We start from the raw sequence: 17,176 nt of genomic DNA, 5'->3' as shown, positions 1-17,176 counted from the left end.
CATGAACGCACCGATTCCCGCCGCGGCGCTGCACGCGACGCCCTGGAGTGCGCAGGAGTTCGAGGCGCGCCTGCGCGCGCTCGAATCGCGCTACCACATCCACCATCCGTTCAACCGGCGCCTGAATAGCGGCGCGTGCTCGCCGGCGCAGATCCGCGGCTGGGTCGCGAACCGCTTCTACTACCAGGTCAGCATTCCGCTGAAGGACGCGGCGATCCTGTCCAATTGCCCGGACCGCGACACGCGCCGGCTGTGGGTCGAGCGGATTCTCGACCACGACGGTCACGGCGATCAGGAAGGCGGGATCGAGGCCTGGGCGCGGCTCGGCGAGGCGGTCGGCATCGAGCGTGCGGAACTGTGGTCGCTCGCGCACGTGCTGCCGGGCGTGCGGTTCGCGGTCGATGCGTACGTCAATTTCGCGCGGCACGCGCCGTGGCAGGAAGCCGTGTGCTCGTCGCTGACCGAGATGTTCGCGCCGCAGATTCACCGCGACCGGCTCGCGGGCTGGCCGACCCACTATCCGTGGATCGAGGCGGACGGGCTGCAGTATTTCCGCAGCCGCGTGCCCCTCGCGCAGCGTGACGTCGAACACGGGCTCGCGGTGACGCTGCGCCATTTCACGACACCGGACGCGCAACGGCGCGCGCTCGACATCCTGTCGTTCAAGCTGGATGTGCTGTGGTCGATTCTCGATGCGATTGAAAAGGCCTACCCAGCATGAATACCAACGACGCCGTCAGCGGCGTGCCGCTGCGCCCCGCGCTGAGGGGCATGTACCGCCTGCAATGGGAGTCCGCGCAGGATGCGTACGTCCTCCTGTATCCGGAAGGCATGGTCAAACTCAACCCGAGCGCGGGCGAGATCCTCGCGCGCTGCGACGGCACGCGCGAGCTCGACGACATCATCGACGAGCTCGAGCGGCTGTTCAGCACGTCGGACCTCGCGTCGGACGTCTACCGCTTCCTCGATCATGCGCGCCTGCGCGGCTGGCTCGACTGACATGGACATGACCGCTCCTCCGAACCGGCCGTCCGCGCCGCTGTGGCTGCTCGCCGAGCTCACGTACCGGTGCCCGCTGCACTGCGCGTTCTGCTACAACCCCGTCGACTTCGCGACGCACGGCGCGGAGCTCGATACCGATGCATGGCGCACGGTGATCGGCGACGCGCGCGCGCTCGGCGCCGCGCAGATCGGCTTTTCCGGCGGCGAGCCGCTGCAGCGCGACGATCTGGAAGTGCTGGTCGAGCATGCGCGGTCGCTGGGTTTCTATACCAACCTGATCACGTCGGGCGTGGGCCTGAATGCCGCGCGCATCGACCGGCTCAAGGCGGCCGGGCTCGATCATATCCAGCTGTCGCTGCAGGATTCGACGCGCGAGCTGAACGATTTCCTGACCAGCACGCGCACCTTCGACCTCAAGCGCAACGTCGGAAGGCTGGTCAAGTCGCACGGCTATCCGATGGTGCTGAATTGCGTGCTGCACCGATACAACCTGCCGCACGTCGGCCAGATCATCGAGATGGCGCTCGACCTCGGCGCGGATTTTCTCGAGCTTGCCAATACGCAGTACTACGGCTGGGCGATGCTGAATCGCGACCAGCTGATGCCGACTGCCGAACAGCTGCGCGAAGCCGAGGAAACGGTGAACCGCTACCGGAAGCTCGTCGGCGAACGCTGCAAGATCCTGTTCGTCGTGCCCGACTACTTCGAGCAGCGGCCGAAGGCCTGCATGAACGGCTGGGGCTCGGTGTTCCTCGGCGTCGCACCGGACGGCACCGCGCTGCCGTGCCATGCCGCGCGCGGGTTGCCCGGCCTCGCGCTGCCGAACGTGCGCGACCAGTCGCTGAAGGAGATCTGGTACGACAGCGACGCGTTCAACGCGTTTCGCGGCGACGGCTGGATGCGCGATCCGTGCCGCACCTGCGACGAGCGTCATACGGATCATGGCGGATGCCGCTGCCAGGCGTACATGCTGGCAGGCGACCCGGCGCAGGCCGATCCGGTCTGCGCGAAGTCCGAGCATCACGGCCGGGTCGAACAGGCCGTGCAGTTCGCGCGGCGGGCCGGGCGGCAGGACGAGCGTCCGCTGATCTTTCGGAGTGCGGCCAATTCGGTCGGGCGTTGAGCGGGACGGGATGCGTGATCGGCGTGGATCATTTTCTCGACCTTTTCGCCGATTGTCGCGTGGCCTGCTCGAGCAACGCCGCGAATGCCGCCTCGTCCGCGCGCAGCCCCCTCGGCGTGGTGGGCACTTCCAGCGCCGCCAGCACCCCGGCCTCGAACGTGTCGAGCACCACCGGATGGATGTAGCAGCGCCGGCACACGGCCGGCGTGTTGCGCAAGATATCGGCGACGGCCCGCACCGTTTCGACGATCCGCTTGCGCGCGTGCGTGACGCCCTGATGCGGGATGCGCCTCAACAGCGCGAGCGCCTGCACGCTGCCGGCCCACGTCCGGTAGTCCTTCGCGGTGAACTCCGCGCCCGCCGCGTCGCGCAGATAGTCGTTCACGTCGGACGAGCCGACCGAATGGCGCGCGCCGTCGTCGTCCACATACTGGAACAGCTCATGCCCCGGCAGCTCCGCGCAGCGCCGCACGATCCGGCCGACGCGCGGATCCTCGACGGTCACGTCGTGTTCGATGCCGCTCTTGCCCCTGAAGCGCAGGCGCACCTGTCCCGGGCGGATCGTCACGTGGCGCTTGCGCAGCGTCGTCAGCCCGTACGACGCGTTCTCGCGCGCGTACTCGGCATTGCCGATGCGCGCGAGCGTCGTGTCGAGCAGCCGGACGATCGTCGCGACGATCTTGTCGCGCGGCATCCCGGGCAGTGCCAGATCGCGCGCGACCCGCTTGCGGATGCGCGGCAGCGCGCGGGCGAATGCCGCCATCCGCGCGTACTTGTTCGCGTCGCGCGTCTCGCGCCATAGCGGGTGATAGCGGTACTGCTTGCGCCCGCGCGCATCGCGGCCCGTCGCCTGAAGATGGCCGCGCGGATCCATGCAGATCCAGACGTCGGTGTACGCGGGGGGAATCGCGAGCGCGTTGATGCGGGCGATTTCGTCGGCATCGCGGATTCGCGCGCCGTCCTGCGCGTAGTACGCGAAGCCGTTGCGCAGGCGCCGGCGCGTGTAGCCGGGGCGCCGGTCGTCGACGTGGCGCAGCGGCGGGGCTGAACGCGCGACGGCCGCTGCGATGACTTCAGCGCCGCCGCGGGACGTGCGTTTCTTCAAGGTGCGATGCGCCAGTCGACCGGAGCATCCGCGCACGGCGTTCTGCGCGTTGTGCGCGCTGTGCGTTTACGCAAGGTGGGCATCGTCGTGCTCCTGGTTGGCAAGCCGCCGCGACGAGCGAGCGGTCCTGCCGGCGGGGCCAGCAAGATTCGTGCGCCGGTGCCGGCCCGCCATCGGACGGCCCGCTACCCGCTTAGGTGTTTATACGTATGCCGATCCGGATATCGGTTCAATCCAAGATTTCATTGGAAGGTTATCGGACTTGTTCCTAGACTGATCCGGGGCGCACAATCCGGGTCGGCCGCACGCGCCGGCCGGCACCGCCCCGAACCGCGCCCGCGCCACGCAGAACCACAACAGCGCAGCATGGCACCGCGCCAGGCCGGCGCCGCGGCATACAACGACACCATCGGAGACGGACCATGACATTCATCAGGAAGCTGGCGGCTGGCGCGATCGTCGCGGCGGCGACGGTGCTGGCCACCGGCGCACACGCGCAGCAAAAGCCGATCACGCTCGGGTTCTCGCAGGTCGGCGCGGAGAGCGCGTGGCGCACCGCGAACACCGTGTCGGTGAAGGGCGCGGCGAAGGACGCCGGCATCAACCTGAAATTCTCGGACGCGCAGCAGAAGCAGGAGAACCAGATCCGCGCGATCCGCTCGTTCATCGCACAGAAGGTCGACGTGATCGCGTTCTCGCCGGTCGTCGAGTCGGGCTGGGAGCCGGTGCTGACCGAGGCGAAGGCGGCCCACATTCCGGTGATCCTGACCGATCGCGGCGTCGACGTGAAGGATCCGTCGCTGTACGTGACGATGATCGGCTCCGACTTCCTCGAGGAAGGGCGGCGCGCCGGCCACTGGATGGAGGAGCACTACAAGAACGATGCGGGCCCGATCAACATCGTCGAGCTGCAGGGCACGGTCGGTTCCGCGCCGGCCAACGATCGCCGCGCGGGCCTGCTGGAAGTGATCAAGAACAATCCGAAGTTCAAGGTGATCGCGTCGCAAAGCGGCGACTTCACGCTCGCCGGCGGCAAGCAGGTGATGGAAGCGTTCGCGAAGACCTACGGCAAGCAGATCAACGTCGTCTACGCGCACAACGACGACATGGCGCTCGGCGCGATCCAGGCGATGGAGGAGGCCGGCATCAAGCCCGGCAAGGACGTGAGCGTCGTGTCGTTCGACGCGACCAAGGGCGGCTTCCAGGCGATGGTCGCCGGCAAGATCAACGTCGACGTCGAATGCAGTCCGCTGCTCGGCCCGCAGCTGATGACCGCGGTGAAGGACGTCGTCGCCGGCAAGCAACTGCCGAAGCGCATCGTCACGAACGAGACGGTGTTCCCGATGAGCGTCGCGGCGCAGGTGCTGCCGACCCGCAAGTACTGAGCACCCCCCAAGCCTGTCGCTTCGCGACAGGCCCCCCGAGGGGGGCAATCCCCCAAGGGGACTTCGTTCCGGGTGGAAAACCTGGGGCGGCCCGGCGTTTTCCTGAGCGTCCCGACGGACGCGGGCGGCGGCGCGGCTGCCGCCGCCCGGCAACTGCTTCGAACTGAGGGCGATCCATGACGAATCCGCCGGTGATCGAGATGATCGGCATCGACAAGGCGTTTCCGGGCGTGAACGCGCTGCAGCGCGTGAACTTCCGGCTGTTTCCGGGCGAGATCCACGCGCTGATGGGCCAGAACGGCGCGGGCAAGTCGACGCTGATCAACGTGCTCACCGGCGTGCATGCGCACGACGCGGGCGAGATTCACGTCGGCGGCACGCCGGTGCGCTTCGCCGCGCCGCGCGAGGCCGAGTCGGCCGGGATCCAGACGCTGTACCAGGAAGTGAACCTGTGCGCGAACCTGTCGGTCGCCGAGAACATCTTCGCGGGCCGGCAGCCGATGCGGCGCGGCGCGATCGACTGGAAGACGATCCATGCGCGTGCGCGCGACGCGCTCGCCGAGCTCGCCCTGTCGCTCGACGTCACGCGCTCGCTCGACGCGTATCCGATCGCGGTGCAGCAGATGGTCGCGATCGCGCGGGCCGTGTCGGTCGACGCACGCGTGCTGATCCTCGACGAACCGACGTCGAGCCTCGACGACGGCGAGGTCGCGCGGCTCTTCGACGTGCTGCGCCGGCTGAAGGCGTCGGGCATCGCGATCCTGTTCGTCACGCACTTTCTCGAACAGACCTATGCGGTGTCCGACCGGATCACCGTGATGCGCAACGGCGAGCGCGAGGGCGAGTACCTCGCGCGCGATCTCCCGGTCGACAGCCTGGTCGCGAAGATGACCGGCCGCGAACCGATGTCCGGCACGCTGCAGGCCGGGGCGGCTGCCGTGCAGCGCGATGCCGATGCGGCCGCGCCGTTCCTGTCGATGCAGCAGGTGGGCCGGCGCGGGATGATGAGCCCGCTCGACCTCGACGTGCGGCCCGGTGAAATCGTCGGGCTGGCCGGGCTGCTCGGCTCCGGGCGCACGGAAACCGCGCGGCTGGCATTTGCCGCGGAGCGGACCGACACCGGCGCGATCGAGATCGACGGCGCGCCCAAGCGGCTTGCATCGCCGCACGACGCGGTCCGTCACGGGATCGCGTACTGCCCGGAGGATCGCAAGAAGGAGGGGATCGTCGCCGCGCTGTCGATTCGCGAGAACATCGTCCTCGCGCTGCAGGCGCGGCGCGGCTGGTGGCGGCTGATCAGCCGGGCGCGCCAGCGCGAGCTCGCCGAGACTTACATCGCGCGGCTCGGCATCAAGGCGCGCGACGCGGAGCAGCCGATCGGGCTGCTGTCGGGCGGCAACCAGCAGAAGGTGCTGCTCGCGCGCTGGCTCGCGACGGAGCCGAAGCTGCTGATCCTCGACGAGCCGACGCGCGGCATCGACGTCGCCGCGAAATTCGACATCATGGAGCGTGTGCTCGCGCTGTGCGCGCAGGGGCTCGCGATCCTGTTCATCTCGTCCGAAATCAGCGAAGTGGTGCGCGTGAGCCACCGGATCGCGGTGTTGCGCGATCGGCGCAAGGTCGCCGAGCTGAGCGGCGACGACGCATCGGAGGAACACGTGTACCAACTGATCGCGGGAGGCCGGTCATGACGCGGCTCCGTGCATTGCTTCGTCATCCGCTCGTGTGGCCGGTGCTGACGCTCGCGCTGCTGTTCGCGATCGACGTCGCGCACCGGCCGGGCTTCCTGTCGGTCTCGCTGCTCGACGGCCACCTGTTCGGCGCGCCGATCGACATCGCGAACCGCGCGGCGCCGCTCGTGATCGTGTCGCTCGGCATGACGCTCGTGATCGCGACGCGCGGGATCGACATCTCGGTGGGCGCGATCGTCGCGATCGCGGGCGCGGCCGCGGCGATCGTGCTCGACGGCGATCCGTCGCGGCTCGGCACGGCGCTGGCCGCCGCGCTCGGCGTCGGGGTGCTCGCCGGTGCATGGAACGGCGTGCTCGTCGCGTTCGTCGGGATGCAGCCGATCATCGCGACGCTGATCCTGATGGTCGCCGGACGCGGCATCGCGCAGTTGCTGACCGGCGGGCAGATCATCCCGATCGGCGCGCCCGGCTACCTGGCGATCGGCGGCGGCTATCTCGCGGCCGTGCCGTGCTCGGTCTGGATCGCGATCGCGACGATCGCGGCGACCGCGCTGCTGGTGAATCGCACCGCGCTCGGCCTGTTCATCCGGGCGATCGGCGTGAACCCGGTCGCGACGCGGCTCGTCGGGTTGCGCGCGGGGGCGGTCGTGTTCGGCGTGTATCTGTGCTGCGGCGTGATGTCGGCGCTCGCGGGCATCCTGGCCAGCTCGAACGTGCGCAGCGCCGACGGCAACAACGCGGGGCTGCTGCTCGAGCTCGACGCGATCCTCGCGGTGACGCTCGGCGGCACGTCGCTGCTCGGCGGCCGCTTCAGCCTCGCCGGCTCCGTGCTCGGCGCGCTGATCATCCAGACGCTCACCTACACGACCTATTCGATCGGCGTGCCGCCGGAGGCGACGCTCGTCGTGAAGGCACTCGTCGTGATCGTCGTGACGCTGATCCAGTCGGACGCGGCGCGCGCGCTGGTGCTCCGGCATGCGTCGCGGCTGCTGCCTTCCGCGCGTTCGCGCGCCACCACCGGAGCGACGCCCCGATGAACCGATTCCTCGCACGGCTCGCCGACCCGCGCACGCTGCCGATCGTCGTGACGATCGTGCTGTTCGCCGCGCTGTTCGGCTTTGGGTCCGTGATGTACACAGGCTTCTTCTCGATGCAGGTGCTGACCGGGCTGCTCGTCGACAACGCGTTCCTGCTGATCGTCGCGATCGGGATGACGTTCGTGATCGTGGCGGGCGGCATCGACCTGTCGGTCGGCTCGGTCGTTGCGCTGACAACGATCTTCTGCGCGGTCGGCGCCGAACGGCTGCACTGGCCCGTCTGGGCGATCGTGCCGCTCGTGCTCGTGTTCGGCGCGCTGTACGGCGCGGCGATGGGCGCGCTGATCCATTACTTCCGGCTGCAGCCGTTCATCGTCACGCTGGCCGGGATGTTTCTCGCGCGCGGCGCGTGCTTCCTGATCACGACGCAGTCGATCACGATCAACGAGGCGACGTTCCATGCGCTCGCGGGTATCAGCGTGCCGGTCGGCGGCGGGACGCTGAGCGCGGGTGCGCTGATCGCGCTCGTGACGCTGGCCGCGGCGATCTACGTCGCGCATTTCACGCGCTTCGGCCGCAACGTCTATGCGATCGGCGGCAACGAGCGCTCGGCGCTGCTGATGGGGCTGCCGGTCGCGCGCACGAAGGTCGGCGTGTATGCGCTGAGCGGTTTCTGCTCGGCGCTCGGCGGCGTGGTGTTCACGCTGTACGTGCTGTCCGGCTATGGGCTGCAGGCGCAGGGGATGGAGCTCGACGCGATCGCCGCGACCGTGATCGGCGGCACGCTGCTCACAGGAGGCGTGGGGTACGTGATCGGGTCGGTGTTCGGCGTCGGCATTCTCGGCACGATCCAGGTACTGATCACGTTCGACGGCACGCTGAGCTCGTGGTGGACGCGGATCGTGATCGGCGCGCTGCTGTGCGTGTTCTGCCTGCTGCAGCGGGTCATCGAGCGGCATGCGGCGCGGCGGCGCAGCGGCGGCACCGGGCTCGACCCGAAACGGCGGACGCAGGAAGCCGAGCCGGCCAGGACGGCTGCGCCGGGAGACGATGCGGCGCTGGGGTCGACGATGCGGAGGCTGTTGAGTCCCCGGCGTTCGGCGTGATGTCGCCGGGTGGAGATCCCGCTGCGGAAGTAAGCCGTCGCGACCGGGTTGCCGCAGGCGCGGCCGTCGAAACCGGACGGACGGCTCGCTTGCGGCAGCGGCGCCGTCCGGGGGCCGCGGTTCGTCGACGAAGGTGACGCGTCACGCGGTGCGTGTGCGGTGCCGCCGTCGTCGCAGCGACGACGCTGCCGCGCGGCGGCTTGCGTTCGACACGCGGGCCATCAACCGCTCCGGGCAGCGGATCAGTGCCGGATCACGCAGACGGACACGATCTCGTATCCGGGGTCGGCATGCGTGTTTGCCGCTTTTTCCGCTTCCTCATACGAACCAAAGGACGTGGCATCTTCAATTGCCGGTGCCATGCCGATGTCGCCGTCCTCGGCGGTGCAGAGGAACTGCTCACCGGTCTTCACGACGTAGATGGACATCATGATTCCCTCCATGGTTTGCAGGGGGAAATTCCAGTCTAGCAGGCAAGAAGGGGTGCGCGGGAACGGAATGTGTGCACAATATCCGCATGCAAACCCCAGACCTTGAATGCCTCGTCACCGTCGCCATGCCCTTCGGAAAATACAAGGGTCGACTCATTGCCGACCTGCCCGGGCCCTACCTCAACTGGCTGGCCCGCGAAGGGTTCCCGCGCGGCGAACTCGGCCGACAACTTGCGCTGATGCACGAGATCGACCATAACGGTCTGAGAGGCTTGCTGGAGCCGCTGCGCAAACGCGGATAGCGCCAACCGGCCCCCATTGGCGCGGCGTGCCATTCTGTTGCGTTTCGACGTGGCCGCCCGTCGCGTTGCCGAATCGCTCGCGCAGGCGCGGGTGACGCGGGGCGCCGTTTCGGGACGCACGGCGTCACGTCATCGGGGAGCGACGCTTCCCGAACATCCGTTCACGCAAGTTTGAAGGGAGAACACCATGAAATTTTCCCGTCGTCGTTTTATCGTAGCCACCACCGTTCTCGCCTCCGCGCTCGCCATGGGACGTCGCGCGGCGGCTGCGGATGCCGGTGTCGTGCAGGAATCCGATGCAAACGCCCAGGCCCTCGGCTACAAGACGGATGCCAGCCGGGTCGACCACGCGAAGTTCCCGAAATTCCAGGCGGGCGAGACCTGTGCGAACTGCCAGTTCTTCCAGGGCAAGACCGGCGCCGCGATGGCGCCGTGCGCTGTTTTCGGCGGCAAGCAGGTCAGTGCGAAAGGCTGGTGCAGCGCCTATGCGAAAAAGGCGTAGCGAGCAGGGGCGGCGTGGCGGTCGTGTGCGCTCAGGTTCAGGTTCCGTGACGGCCGCGCCGAGTCCGACCGCGACTGGAATCATCGGCCGCCAATCCGTTGACGATGCCGATCGACCCCACGCTCGTCCGACCTCCGCGGCGCGTGCACGTTGAACCCGGCTGGCTCGAACGTGCCGCCGGCAAGGCGAGGTTTGAAGCCGATTGCTGCGGTGCAAAAAGCAGGTCGAAGTGGAAATTTTATTGATAGAAACGGAATGGATCGAGCGATTGATCGACGAGTTATTTGCAGAATAAATGACAAGTAAAAGGATCCTGGGCGAGGTGAGTCCGTCGATACCTTGAGCGAATCGGACTGCGTAAATTTTATGGGGGAATGCTGAAGTTATCGATTCGTCAGGATCGATTTACCCTCATCATCCGATTCGAGCAGGGCTCGTGCAGACGCCGTGCGTACCAGGTTTTCAAAAGGCTTGGGACGGACCCAACAGACTTGGCGCTGCCGGAAAAATCATTGCGTGAGGACGAAGCAATCGATCCACACTCCGTTTGTGGCATTCAGACACGGTATTCACGTATTGATAGGCGATCGAGTGTCGGCCGAATTGATGGCTGCTCGCTGCGACTAATGCCACGCGCAGGAGGGCGTTTTTTCGTGTCGCATGTTATATCCGACAAATTATCGGATATGGGTATCAAAAAGCTAACGAAAAAGTCGGCAGAAATTCGAAAGAATACACCCGCCAGATAGTCGCCAGACGATGCGCATGTCGTGTGAATCAGCTTCTCGATAATTTGCATTCCATAGCAAATAGAGTGGCGACGCCAGAGCAGGGCTTGCCCGATGATGGGGTTCGTTGCCATCCGATGCGAACGCTTCTGTCTTCGACAGGCCGACATCTTCGGTACATGTGTCGACGACCAGCCAGCTGGCCGCGTCAGGGCACTTCAGTAGACCGATTCGTGCCTGCGTCCCGTGCCGGACAAGGTGTGGTGCACGCAAGCCTCTCGCGGGCGGCGGCGGGTCCGCCTCAACGCGTCATGTGCTTGCTCCGGCCGATGAAGCTGTCTATACAACGTCCGTCGCGTAGCTTGTCCCGGCGCGCAAAAAGGGGGGAGTTTTGACGATGTGTGGCGTGGGAGCCGCACTCAACGTCGTGTCTGATATGACGGTCTATTACTACCGCAACGCCGACAAATATTGATCTGACGAAAGGTCGTGTCCCTATGAACACGTTATTCTGAATCGTGCACAGGATAGAAAAAACCAGGAACACACGCAAACGTTAAACCAAAATTTCCAGCTATTCTTATATCACGTTCATATATTTAGCTGTTTGCAAGCGGGTATTCCATGCAGCAGACTGTACTGCACATCCTGTCCGGATCGGCTCTGGTTGTCGGCCTCCGGAGCCACGAGCGGCACCGTTCGTCGTTGTATTCGAATGTAATCGGTTTTATGAGGGAATTGAACATGCGGCCTGTTCCGACAGGGTGCACCTATTTGGTCTGCGATTTTTGCCATATATTACAAAAACATTACGTCAATGATCTGGATCAAATGCTGTTTGGTTTTGTATGGCCGCAACACATCTTTTTCTTGATTCCCAACAAATAATTAGTACCACATCACCGTCTTGACTGATTCCGTCAACAATGAGGCGAGATCGGACACTGATGGGACGGCCGCAGATTTAGCCGCATATGATGCGCTGCAGAAAATGCAAAAAATTGTTAAGGGCCGACATGATGCTAACAGTGCCGAATGTAACGACAACGGGGTTGAGAGTGAGCGGTGATCGGGGAAGAAACATCGGTCGTCGGCGCGACAGCGTAATCATCCTGTTGCTCGATGGGTTTTCGATTATGCAAATGGGCCGACTGGCCGCGGTATTCGAACTTGCAAATCAGCTTGAGCACGTCGATGCCGCGTTTGCCGATCGTTACGAATTACGGCTCTACTCCAATCACGGTGGTGCGGTTCGCTCGTCGTCGGGCGTACAGATCTGGACGGAAGCGCCGCGTCTGCTCGATGCGAGCAGTGTCCAGGCGATGTTCGTGCTGGGTGGACAGGGGCGGGTGAGCGGCCTCGACGATCCCTTCATCGGCTGGCTGCAGCATACTCACCAGCGCGCACGCGTGGTCAAGGGCGACAGCGGCGGCGTTGAACTGCTGACCGGGATTCGTCTGAACCAGAAAGGTCCGGAAGCGGTGCCGCACGCAATGCAAGCGACGCTGGCCGATTGCGATGGGGCTGACTCGGCACCGTCCGGCGACGACGAAGGCATGTTCGCCGCCGCATTGTCGATCGTCGCGCGCGACGCAGGTTACGAAATCGCGCAGGAGATCGTTGCATGCATGATGCCCGGCGCGAACCGGAAGTTTGCGAGCGTTCTGTTCGGCGTGCAGGAAGCGCGAGCCAGTGAATTGATTCGTGCGGCGGCTCATCAACTCAGGAGCAATAGCGCGAACCGCATCTCGATAGCCAATGCCGCGCAGGCAGCGGCAATGAGCGAGCGGAATTTCCTGCGGCGCTTCAAGAACGAAATTGGCGTGACGCCGACCGAGTTCGTGCTGCGCGTGCGGCTCGAAAAGGCATGCTCCATGCTGGTCGAGACGGACTTGCCCGCCGACAAAGTCGCGCGGCGCGTTGGCCTTGGCAGCGGGGATCGGCTGGCCAAGCTGTTTCGCCAGCATCTCTCGATGTCCCCGACGGAGTATCGCGCGGCCGCTCGCGACCGAATGTTCGCGTCGACGGAAGGCTCGGACTGGCGGAACGGGACGTCGTCCCGATGAAATAGTCGCCCGGACGACGACCGGCGATGAGTGGCCGGTTTTAGTCCGGGCGCGGCGCATGTCCGATTTCAGACAGCCTCGTCGAAGTAGGTCCGGGTATTAGGATGAACCGTCTGGTCGGCGATGATTTCGTCGATGGTCGCCCACCGGTATGCGGTGTGCTGCGCATTCGGCAGCGACACAAGGTCGAACTTGCCGCGGAGCTTGTATCCCATCACGACATAATGCGTCGAGATGTCTGGCGCACCGCCAAAGTTGTCTTCATAGAGGTGGTCATAGATGCCGAGAAGTTCGGCATCGGCCCGTTCCAGACCGCTGCATCCGAGTTCGTCTTGCACGATGCGATTGAACGCATCATCGAGACGTTCATTCTTCCGGATTCGGCCACCCGGCACGAACCAGAAACCCTGCGCGGGACGATTGACACGGTGACCGAGCAGGTAGGCGCCGTTGCCGTTCGAGATGATCAGGTCGATCGCAACGAGCGGGGTTGCGTCGACGACGCGCAAGAAGGTGTCCAGCGGAAGCATGGCTCATCGGCTCCAGGAAATCTGCGAAGTGCACGGGCATCGTTCCGCACTCGAATGCAACCCGGCTACCGTAATGACGTGCCGGCTTTGCCGATGTTCGAACGGCGGATGTCCGTATGCATGCATCGCATGATGACCGCCCGAGGTCGCGCTCGTCGGCCAAAACACCGAAGCAATCCGCCAATCGCGCAAAGCCGATGGGGCGCGATGGTGCAATGTTCATCGAGAAGTGCGTGCGCGCGCATCGATACATTTTCATTCGGCCATGATCGTGGTCGGAGCCGCCATCTTGCTTCGCAACAATTGATTCGCAGTTAGTCTATCGTCTGGCCTTTCGAGGAGACGAGTTCACCCCGGAATTCTCCTCGGAATTTCGCCTGCGCGCCATCTGGCGCGCAGGCCTTTTTATTCATCACGGGTCGAACTCAACGTGCTGCGATTGTCGGTCGCCGTCGTTCGAATCGTGGAACCACAAGACGAAGCGTGTCGCCCGGCATCGCGAATCGTAAAGTAGTGCGAACAGTATCGCGAGACATACGTTCATCGTTCGAGAAGCCATGCGGACTGCCTTGGGCCCATCGCGCGTCTCGCTTCATCGCCTGAAAACAACCTGAAATCGTCCCGGCGTCGTCGCGTGTGTTGCTTTCGTGACGCGCGCGGGCCACGCGCGTTAGCGGTCGAAAACATACGGTAACCGGTTGGCGGAATCGGCGGAATGATTGTCATGTCGGGCATGCTGCATTGCAATACGCTAGCGGCATCGTAACGCGCATGGTTCGCTGCGCGAGATCTTGCCGATAACGGAGCATGGCCGATATGAACGTCGCTCTCATGATTGTCTCCAGGATCTGTTTCGTGTGGGTTCTGGTCTACCTCGTCTTCAGCACCGCGTCGGGACTTTGGGCCGGCGCGCGACATGGTCAAGGGCTATTGCTGCTTGAATTCCAGTCGCGTCGAGCTCGTGGCTCGCGTGAAGTCGCGCGAGCGCGAATCCTGAAAAGAATGGCACTGTCCGTGGTGTTTGCGCTTCCAGCAGGCATTGCGTCGCTCGTTGCGAGTGCGGTCATGTCGTAGACGATCGCATTCGCAGACAGGGTGCCGGGGGCTTGAATCCGGACCACTGTCGAAGCACGCGAGAAACCAAGGGCAAACGGCCGCTGCATCGCAGCGTTAGCGCGTTTCCATGAGCGCCGGAATGGCGGATCCAGGCTAGTCGGCTTCGCACGACGCCCTGTGGCTGCCTGTGGCCGAATACGCCGCATCGACGCTGGCCTGACAAGCGTCGGTGACCATTGGAACATGTCTCGATCCTGTAATCGTTATATGGTCTCCGCCGCATACCACTCGCTCGCAGCGTGACCGCTGCGTTTCCTCTTCCGTCGTCGTCCATTTCGCTGCAAGAGGCTAGTCGGAAACCGCCAGGATTTGGCCGATCAGGGAAATCCCGCAGGCTAATCCGACGACTGTTTGTTCGATTCGGCCAGCTTTTAAACGCCACTCGACGCCCTCGGTATGATGCGTCGCAATGGAGTCGAAAGGTCGAACAAGGACGGCAAAAAAGTTGATTGGACTAAATGTCCGTGAGCACGCTATGACGCACATGGTTGTCGATCATTCGAATGATGGAGCGGCAGCAGATGTTGGAGGGAAGCGGTCACGCAGGAATCGGAGTATCGGCGTTGTCATCTTCGATGGATTTTCATTGTTCGCGGCTGGAGCGGTGTTCGAGGTGTTCGAAGTGGCAAACGAACTCTATGCGCCGCGAGCGACCGGGCTTCCGCTCTACGACATTCGGTTCTATTCGTCGAAGGGCGGAAACATCGTCTGGTCGTCGGCCATCAGCGTGCGGACATCGGTATGCGACACGCGATCGGCGAATGCATTCGACGCGTTGTTCGTCGCAGGCGGAGAAGGTGCGCGGCGCGCCGCGCGTGACGCCCGAATGATCGACTGGTTGCGGATCGTGCTGCCGAAGACGGGCATGGTCGAGTCGATCGGTGAAGGCAGGATGTTGATCGATGCAGCACGAATGGGTTCGCATGCGACCGACGTGGTGCACGAGGTGCGAGACGGCTACGAGCCGGCGAGAGCCGCATTGGCGATCGTCGAGCGCGACCTGGGCGGTGATGCCGTGCGCGGGATCGCGGCGCGGCTCGCACTGAATGACGCGCTCGATCCGGCCGAGCAGGATGGTGACGCACGTAATGGCGTACCCGCCGACCGGATTCGGGCGGCGCAGATTTGGTTGCGAAAGAACTGTGAGCGAGCGATATCCGTCAGCGATGCAGTGCGTGTTGCAGCCATGAGTGAACGGAACTTCCTGCGTCATTTCAAGCAGGAAATCGGCATGACGCCGTCGGAATTCCTGCTGCAGGTTCGCCTGGAGCGCACGGTGCAGCTGTTGATGGAAACCGATTTGCCGATCGGCACGATCGCACGGCGATGCGGGTGGGGAAATGGTGATCGCCTGGCCAAGATTTTCCGGCGACACCTCGACGTGACGCCTTCGGAATACCGGTCCCGTGCACGCTCGAGCGAGACGGAACAGGAATTGTAGGTTCGGTCGGCCTGGAGAAGGACAGTGCGCATTCTTGTGGTTTTGCAAAACGAATTCATTGCCTGAGAGAATAGGAGTGCAGAACATGTCGTCGTCCATCGATGTAGTGAAAGGCGAAGCAGCGCAGGTCGGGTCGGACCGCGACATTCCAGCCGACGTGAAATTCCGCGTCGCGCCGGTCGTTCTCGCAGGCGGATCGGGATCGCGCCTGTGGCCCATGTCGCGCGAGCAGTATCCGAAGCAGCTGATCGGCGTACTGGGTGCGGATTCCTTGCTGCAGGCAACCGTGCAGCGCATGACGGGTTTTTCGATCGAAGAAGGTGGCGTATCGGCGCCCATCGTCGTGTGCGGCGAAGAGCACCGGTTCGTCACGGCGGAGCAGCTTCGGGCCAGCGGACTCGATGCCCGCATCATCGTCGAACCGACCCGGCGGGATACCGCGCCCGCGCTGACCCTTGCGGCTGCAGCTGCCTGTGCGGACGGGCAAGACGCGATCGTCGTCGCGATGCCGGCCGATCACGCTATTGCCGATACGGTCGCGTTTCATCGCGCGATCGAACTGGCGGTGGACCATGCGCGGCGCGGCGCGATCGCGACGCTTGGCGTGCCGCCGACTCGGCCTGATTCAGGTTTCGGTTACATCAAGATCGGCGAGGCGCTTGGCGGCGGCGCGCACCGGATCGAGCGGTTCGTCGAGAAGCCGGCTGCCGAACTCGCGGCACAGTACGTCGAGGCGGGTTCGTACTGGTGGAACAGCGGCATTTTCGTCGTGCGCGCGAGCGTCTGGCTCGATACGTTGCGCGCGCTTCAGCCTGACATGCACGCGGCCTGCATGACGGCACATGTGCAAGGCACCCACGACGGCCCGTTCTTCCGCCCGCATGACGATGCCTTTCGTCAGTCGCCGTCGGATTCGATCGATTACGCGGTGATGGAGCGGCTCGCGTCGGACGCGAGCACGGTGGACGGCGTGGTCGTGCCGCTCGATGCGGGCTGGTCCGATCTGGGCTCGTGGGATGCGGTCTGGGAAGCGCTCGACAAGGATGCGGATGGCAACGTCGGGCGCGGCAAGGTCGTGTTCGAAGGTGCGACATCGAGCTTCGTGCATTCGGAAGGGCGACTCGTCGCATGCGTGGGCATGACCAATGCCATCGTCGTCGAGACCGCCGACGCGGTGCTCGTGGCCGACCGCTCGCGCGTGCAGGACGTGAAGGGCCTGGTCAACCGGATCCGCGCGCAGCAGGCGCCGGAAGCCGACACGCACCGGAAGGTGCGACGCCCGTGGGGCTACTACGACTCGATCGACCACGGTGATCGCTTCCAGGTCAAACGCATCGTCGTGCATCCGGGTGGTCGCTTGTCGCTCCAGCTGCACCACCACCGCGCGGAGCACTGGATCGTCGTGCGCGGGACCGCACTCGTCACGCGGGGCGACGAGCAATTCATGCTCGGCGAAAACCAGTCGACCTTCATTCCGCTTGGCGTCACGCACCGGCTCGAGAACCCGGGCAAGTTGCCGCTCGAGCTCATCGAAGTGCAGTCGGGATCGTATCTCGGCGAGGACGACATCGTGCGGTTCGACGATACGTACGGGCGAGCGTGATGTTCCGG

The 17,176-nt window shown here is 64.5% G+C and carries 16 protein-coding genes; 13 read left to right on the top strand and 3 right to left on the bottom strand.

Going from position 1 to position 17,176, the window contains the following annotated elements; genetic code table 11:
- The first annotated feature begins 1 nt into the window (after nucleotide 1).
- From pqqC to pqqE, 3 genes are read left to right on the top strand one after another with little or no spacing between them, the layout of a single operon-like run.
- Nucleotides 2-721: a pyrroloquinoline-quinone synthase PqqC gene (gene pqqC / locus DIE06_RS32670; RefSeq protein WP_124664972.1), complete on the top strand. Its 720-nt coding sequence runs from the start codon at nucleotides 2-4 to the stop codon at nucleotides 719-721.
- Nucleotides 718-999: a pyrroloquinoline quinone biosynthesis peptide chaperone PqqD gene (pqqD, locus tag DIE06_RS32665; RefSeq protein WP_124664971.1), complete on the top strand. Its 282-nt coding sequence runs from the start codon at nucleotides 718-720 to the stop codon at nucleotides 997-999. Before pqqC ends, pqqD begins: the two co-directional genes overlap by 4 nt.
- 1 nt (nucleotide 1,000) lies before the next feature.
- On the top strand, nucleotides 1,001-2,125 hold the full coding sequence (gene pqqE, locus DIE06_RS32660; RefSeq protein ID WP_124664970.1) for a pyrroloquinoline quinone biosynthesis protein PqqE: 1,125 nt from the start codon (nucleotides 1,001-1,003) through the stop codon (nucleotides 2,123-2,125).
- A 28-nt stretch (nucleotides 2,126-2,153) separates the two neighbouring features.
- On the opposite strand, the gene DIE06_RS32655 is transcribed toward pqqE, so the two are convergent.
- Nucleotides 2,154-3,230 carry a DNA topoisomerase IB gene (locus DIE06_RS32655; RefSeq protein WP_409364529.1) on the bottom strand — a complete coding sequence of 359 codons (1,077 nt, stop codon included), beginning with the start codon at nucleotides 3,228-3,230 and terminating at the stop codon, nucleotides 2,154-2,156.
- Nucleotides 3,231-3,652: 422 nt separating this feature from the next.
- Here DIE06_RS32655 and DIE06_RS32650 point away from each other — a divergent pair, with 422 nt between their 5' ends.
- The 4 genes from DIE06_RS32650 to yjfF all read left to right on the top strand — a co-directional run bounded on the left by DIE06_RS32650 (nucleotide 3,653) and on the right by yjfF (nucleotide 8,449).
- On the top strand, nucleotides 3,653-4,615 hold the full coding sequence (locus tag DIE06_RS32650; protein WP_124664969.1) for an ABC transporter substrate-binding protein: 963 nt from the start codon (nucleotides 3,653-3,655) through the stop codon (nucleotides 4,613-4,615).
- Between the two features lie 176 nt (nucleotides 4,616-4,791).
- The gene (locus tag DIE06_RS32645; protein ID WP_124664968.1) at nucleotides 4,792-6,306 is read left to right on the top strand and encodes a sugar ABC transporter ATP-binding protein; all 1,515 of its coding nucleotides are present in this window, start codon (nucleotides 4,792-4,794) and stop codon (nucleotides 6,304-6,306) included.
- On the top strand, nucleotides 6,303-7,343 hold the full coding sequence (locus DIE06_RS32640; RefSeq protein WP_124664967.1) for an ABC transporter permease: 1,041 nt from the start codon (nucleotides 6,303-6,305) through the stop codon (nucleotides 7,341-7,343). Before DIE06_RS32645 ends, DIE06_RS32640 begins: the two co-directional genes overlap by 4 nt.
- Nucleotides 7,340-8,449 (top strand): galactofuranose ABC transporter, permease protein YjfF, encoded by a 1,110-nt coding sequence (gene yjfF / locus DIE06_RS32635; protein ID WP_124664966.1) that lies wholly within the window; start codon nucleotides 7,340-7,342, stop codon nucleotides 8,447-8,449. Before DIE06_RS32640 ends, yjfF begins: the two co-directional genes overlap by 4 nt.
- Nucleotides 8,450-8,691: 242 nt before the next feature.
- On the opposite strand, the gene DIE06_RS32630 is transcribed toward yjfF, so the two are convergent.
- On the bottom strand, nucleotides 8,692-8,880 hold the full coding sequence (locus DIE06_RS32630) for a hypothetical protein (protein WP_124664965.1): 189 nt from the start codon (nucleotides 8,878-8,880) through the stop codon (nucleotides 8,692-8,694).
- A gap of 86 nt (nucleotides 8,881-8,966) precedes the next feature.
- On the opposite strand from DIE06_RS32630, the gene DIE06_RS32625 reads away from it, so the two are divergent.
- The 3 genes from DIE06_RS32625 to DIE06_RS32615 all read left to right on the top strand — a co-directional run bounded on the left by DIE06_RS32625 (nucleotide 8,967) and on the right by DIE06_RS32615 (nucleotide 12,478).
- Complete coding sequence (locus tag DIE06_RS32625) at nucleotides 8,967-9,182, top strand: DUF3820 family protein (protein WP_124664964.1); 216 nt, start codon at nucleotides 8,967-8,969, stop codon at nucleotides 9,180-9,182.
- 187 nt (nucleotides 9,183-9,369) lie between these two features.
- A complete protein-coding gene (locus DIE06_RS32620) occupies nucleotides 9,370-9,684 on the top strand; it encodes a high-potential iron-sulfur protein (RefSeq protein ID WP_124664963.1) in 315 nt (104 codons plus the stop codon).
- A gap of 1,870 nt (nucleotides 9,685-11,554) precedes the next feature.
- Entirely contained in the window at nucleotides 11,555-12,478 is a 924-nt protein-coding gene (locus DIE06_RS32615) for a helix-turn-helix domain-containing protein (RefSeq protein ID WP_260433850.1), read from the top strand.
- A 68-nt stretch (nucleotides 12,479-12,546) separates the two neighbouring features.
- Here the strand turns inward: DIE06_RS32615 and DIE06_RS32610 are convergent, their stop codons facing one another.
- Nucleotides 12,547-13,008, bottom strand: a complete 462-nt coding sequence (locus DIE06_RS32610) for a GDP-mannose mannosyl hydrolase (RefSeq protein WP_124664961.1) — start codon at nucleotides 13,006-13,008, stop codon at nucleotides 12,547-12,549.
- An 807-nt stretch (nucleotides 13,009-13,815) separates the two neighbouring features.
- Here DIE06_RS32610 and DIE06_RS32605 point away from each other — a divergent pair.
- The 3 genes from DIE06_RS32605 (at nucleotide 13,816) to DIE06_RS32595 (ending at nucleotide 17,168) form a co-directional block, all read left to right on the top strand.
- A complete protein-coding gene (locus tag DIE06_RS32605) occupies nucleotides 13,816-14,082 on the top strand; it encodes a hypothetical protein (protein WP_124664960.1) in 267 nt (88 codons plus the stop codon).
- Between the two features lie 517 nt (nucleotides 14,083-14,599).
- Complete coding sequence (locus DIE06_RS32600; protein WP_124664959.1) at nucleotides 14,600-15,565, top strand: GlxA family transcriptional regulator; 966 nt, start codon at nucleotides 14,600-14,602, stop codon at nucleotides 15,563-15,565.
- An 85-nt stretch (nucleotides 15,566-15,650) separates the two neighbouring features.
- On the top strand, nucleotides 15,651-17,168 hold the full coding sequence (locus DIE06_RS32595) for a mannose-1-phosphate guanylyltransferase/mannose-6-phosphate isomerase (RefSeq protein WP_260433849.1): 1,518 nt from the start codon (nucleotides 15,651-15,653) through the stop codon (nucleotides 17,166-17,168).
- Nucleotides 17,169-17,176: the final 8 nt, after the last annotated feature.

The sequence above is a fragment of the Burkholderia sp. Bp8998 genome (assembly GCF_003854235.1).
Taxonomy (GTDB): Bacteria; Pseudomonadota; Gammaproteobacteria; order Burkholderiales; family Burkholderiaceae; genus Burkholderia.
The sequence above is the reverse complement of the archived record's forward strand: the minus strand, read 5'-3'. Positions and strand labels throughout refer to the sequence as shown.

Coding starts and splice junctions, on each gene's coding strand:
- DIE06_RS32600 (WP_124664959.1), top strand. CDS start 14,600: ATGACGCACATGGTTGTCGATCATTCGAATGATGGAGCGGCAGCAGAT.
- DIE06_RS32650 (WP_124664969.1), top strand. CDS start 3,653: ATGACATTCATCAGGAAGCTGGCGGCTGGCGCGATCGTCGCGGCGGCG.
- DIE06_RS32605 (WP_124664960.1), top strand. CDS start 13,816: ATGGCCGATATGAACGTCGCTCTCATGATTGTCTCCAGGATCTGTTTC.
- pqqD (WP_124664971.1), top strand. CDS start 718: ATGAATACCAACGACGCCGTCAGCGGCGTGCCGCTGCGCCCCGCGCTG.
- DIE06_RS32620 (WP_124664963.1), top strand. CDS start 9,370: ATGAAATTTTCCCGTCGTCGTTTTATCGTAGCCACCACCGTTCTCGCC.
- DIE06_RS32640 (WP_124664967.1), top strand. CDS start 6,303: ATGACGCGGCTCCGTGCATTGCTTCGTCATCCGCTCGTGTGGCCGGTG.
- pqqC (WP_124664972.1), top strand. CDS start 2: ATGAACGCACCGATTCCCGCCGCGGCGCTGCACGCGACGCCCTGGAGT.
- DIE06_RS32630 (WP_124664965.1), bottom strand. CDS start 8,880: ATGATGTCCATCTACGTCGTGAAGACCGGTGAGCAGTTCCTCTGCACC.
- DIE06_RS32645 (WP_124664968.1), top strand. CDS start 4,792: ATGACGAATCCGCCGGTGATCGAGATGATCGGCATCGACAAGGCGTTT.
- DIE06_RS32625 (WP_124664964.1), top strand. CDS start 8,967: ATGCAAACCCCAGACCTTGAATGCCTCGTCACCGTCGCCATGCCCTTC.
- DIE06_RS32615 (WP_260433850.1), top strand. CDS start 11,555: ATGGGCCGACTGGCCGCGGTATTCGAACTTGCAAATCAGCTTGAGCAC.
- DIE06_RS32595 (WP_260433849.1), top strand. CDS start 15,651: ATGTCGTCGTCCATCGATGTAGTGAAAGGCGAAGCAGCGCAGGTCGGG.
- DIE06_RS32610 (WP_124664961.1), bottom strand. CDS start 13,008: ATGCTTCCGCTGGACACCTTCTTGCGCGTCGTCGACGCAACCCCGCTC.
- pqqE (WP_124664970.1), top strand. CDS start 1,001: ATGGACATGACCGCTCCTCCGAACCGGCCGTCCGCGCCGCTGTGGCTG.
- yjfF (WP_124664966.1), top strand. CDS start 7,340: ATGAACCGATTCCTCGCACGGCTCGCCGACCCGCGCACGCTGCCGATC.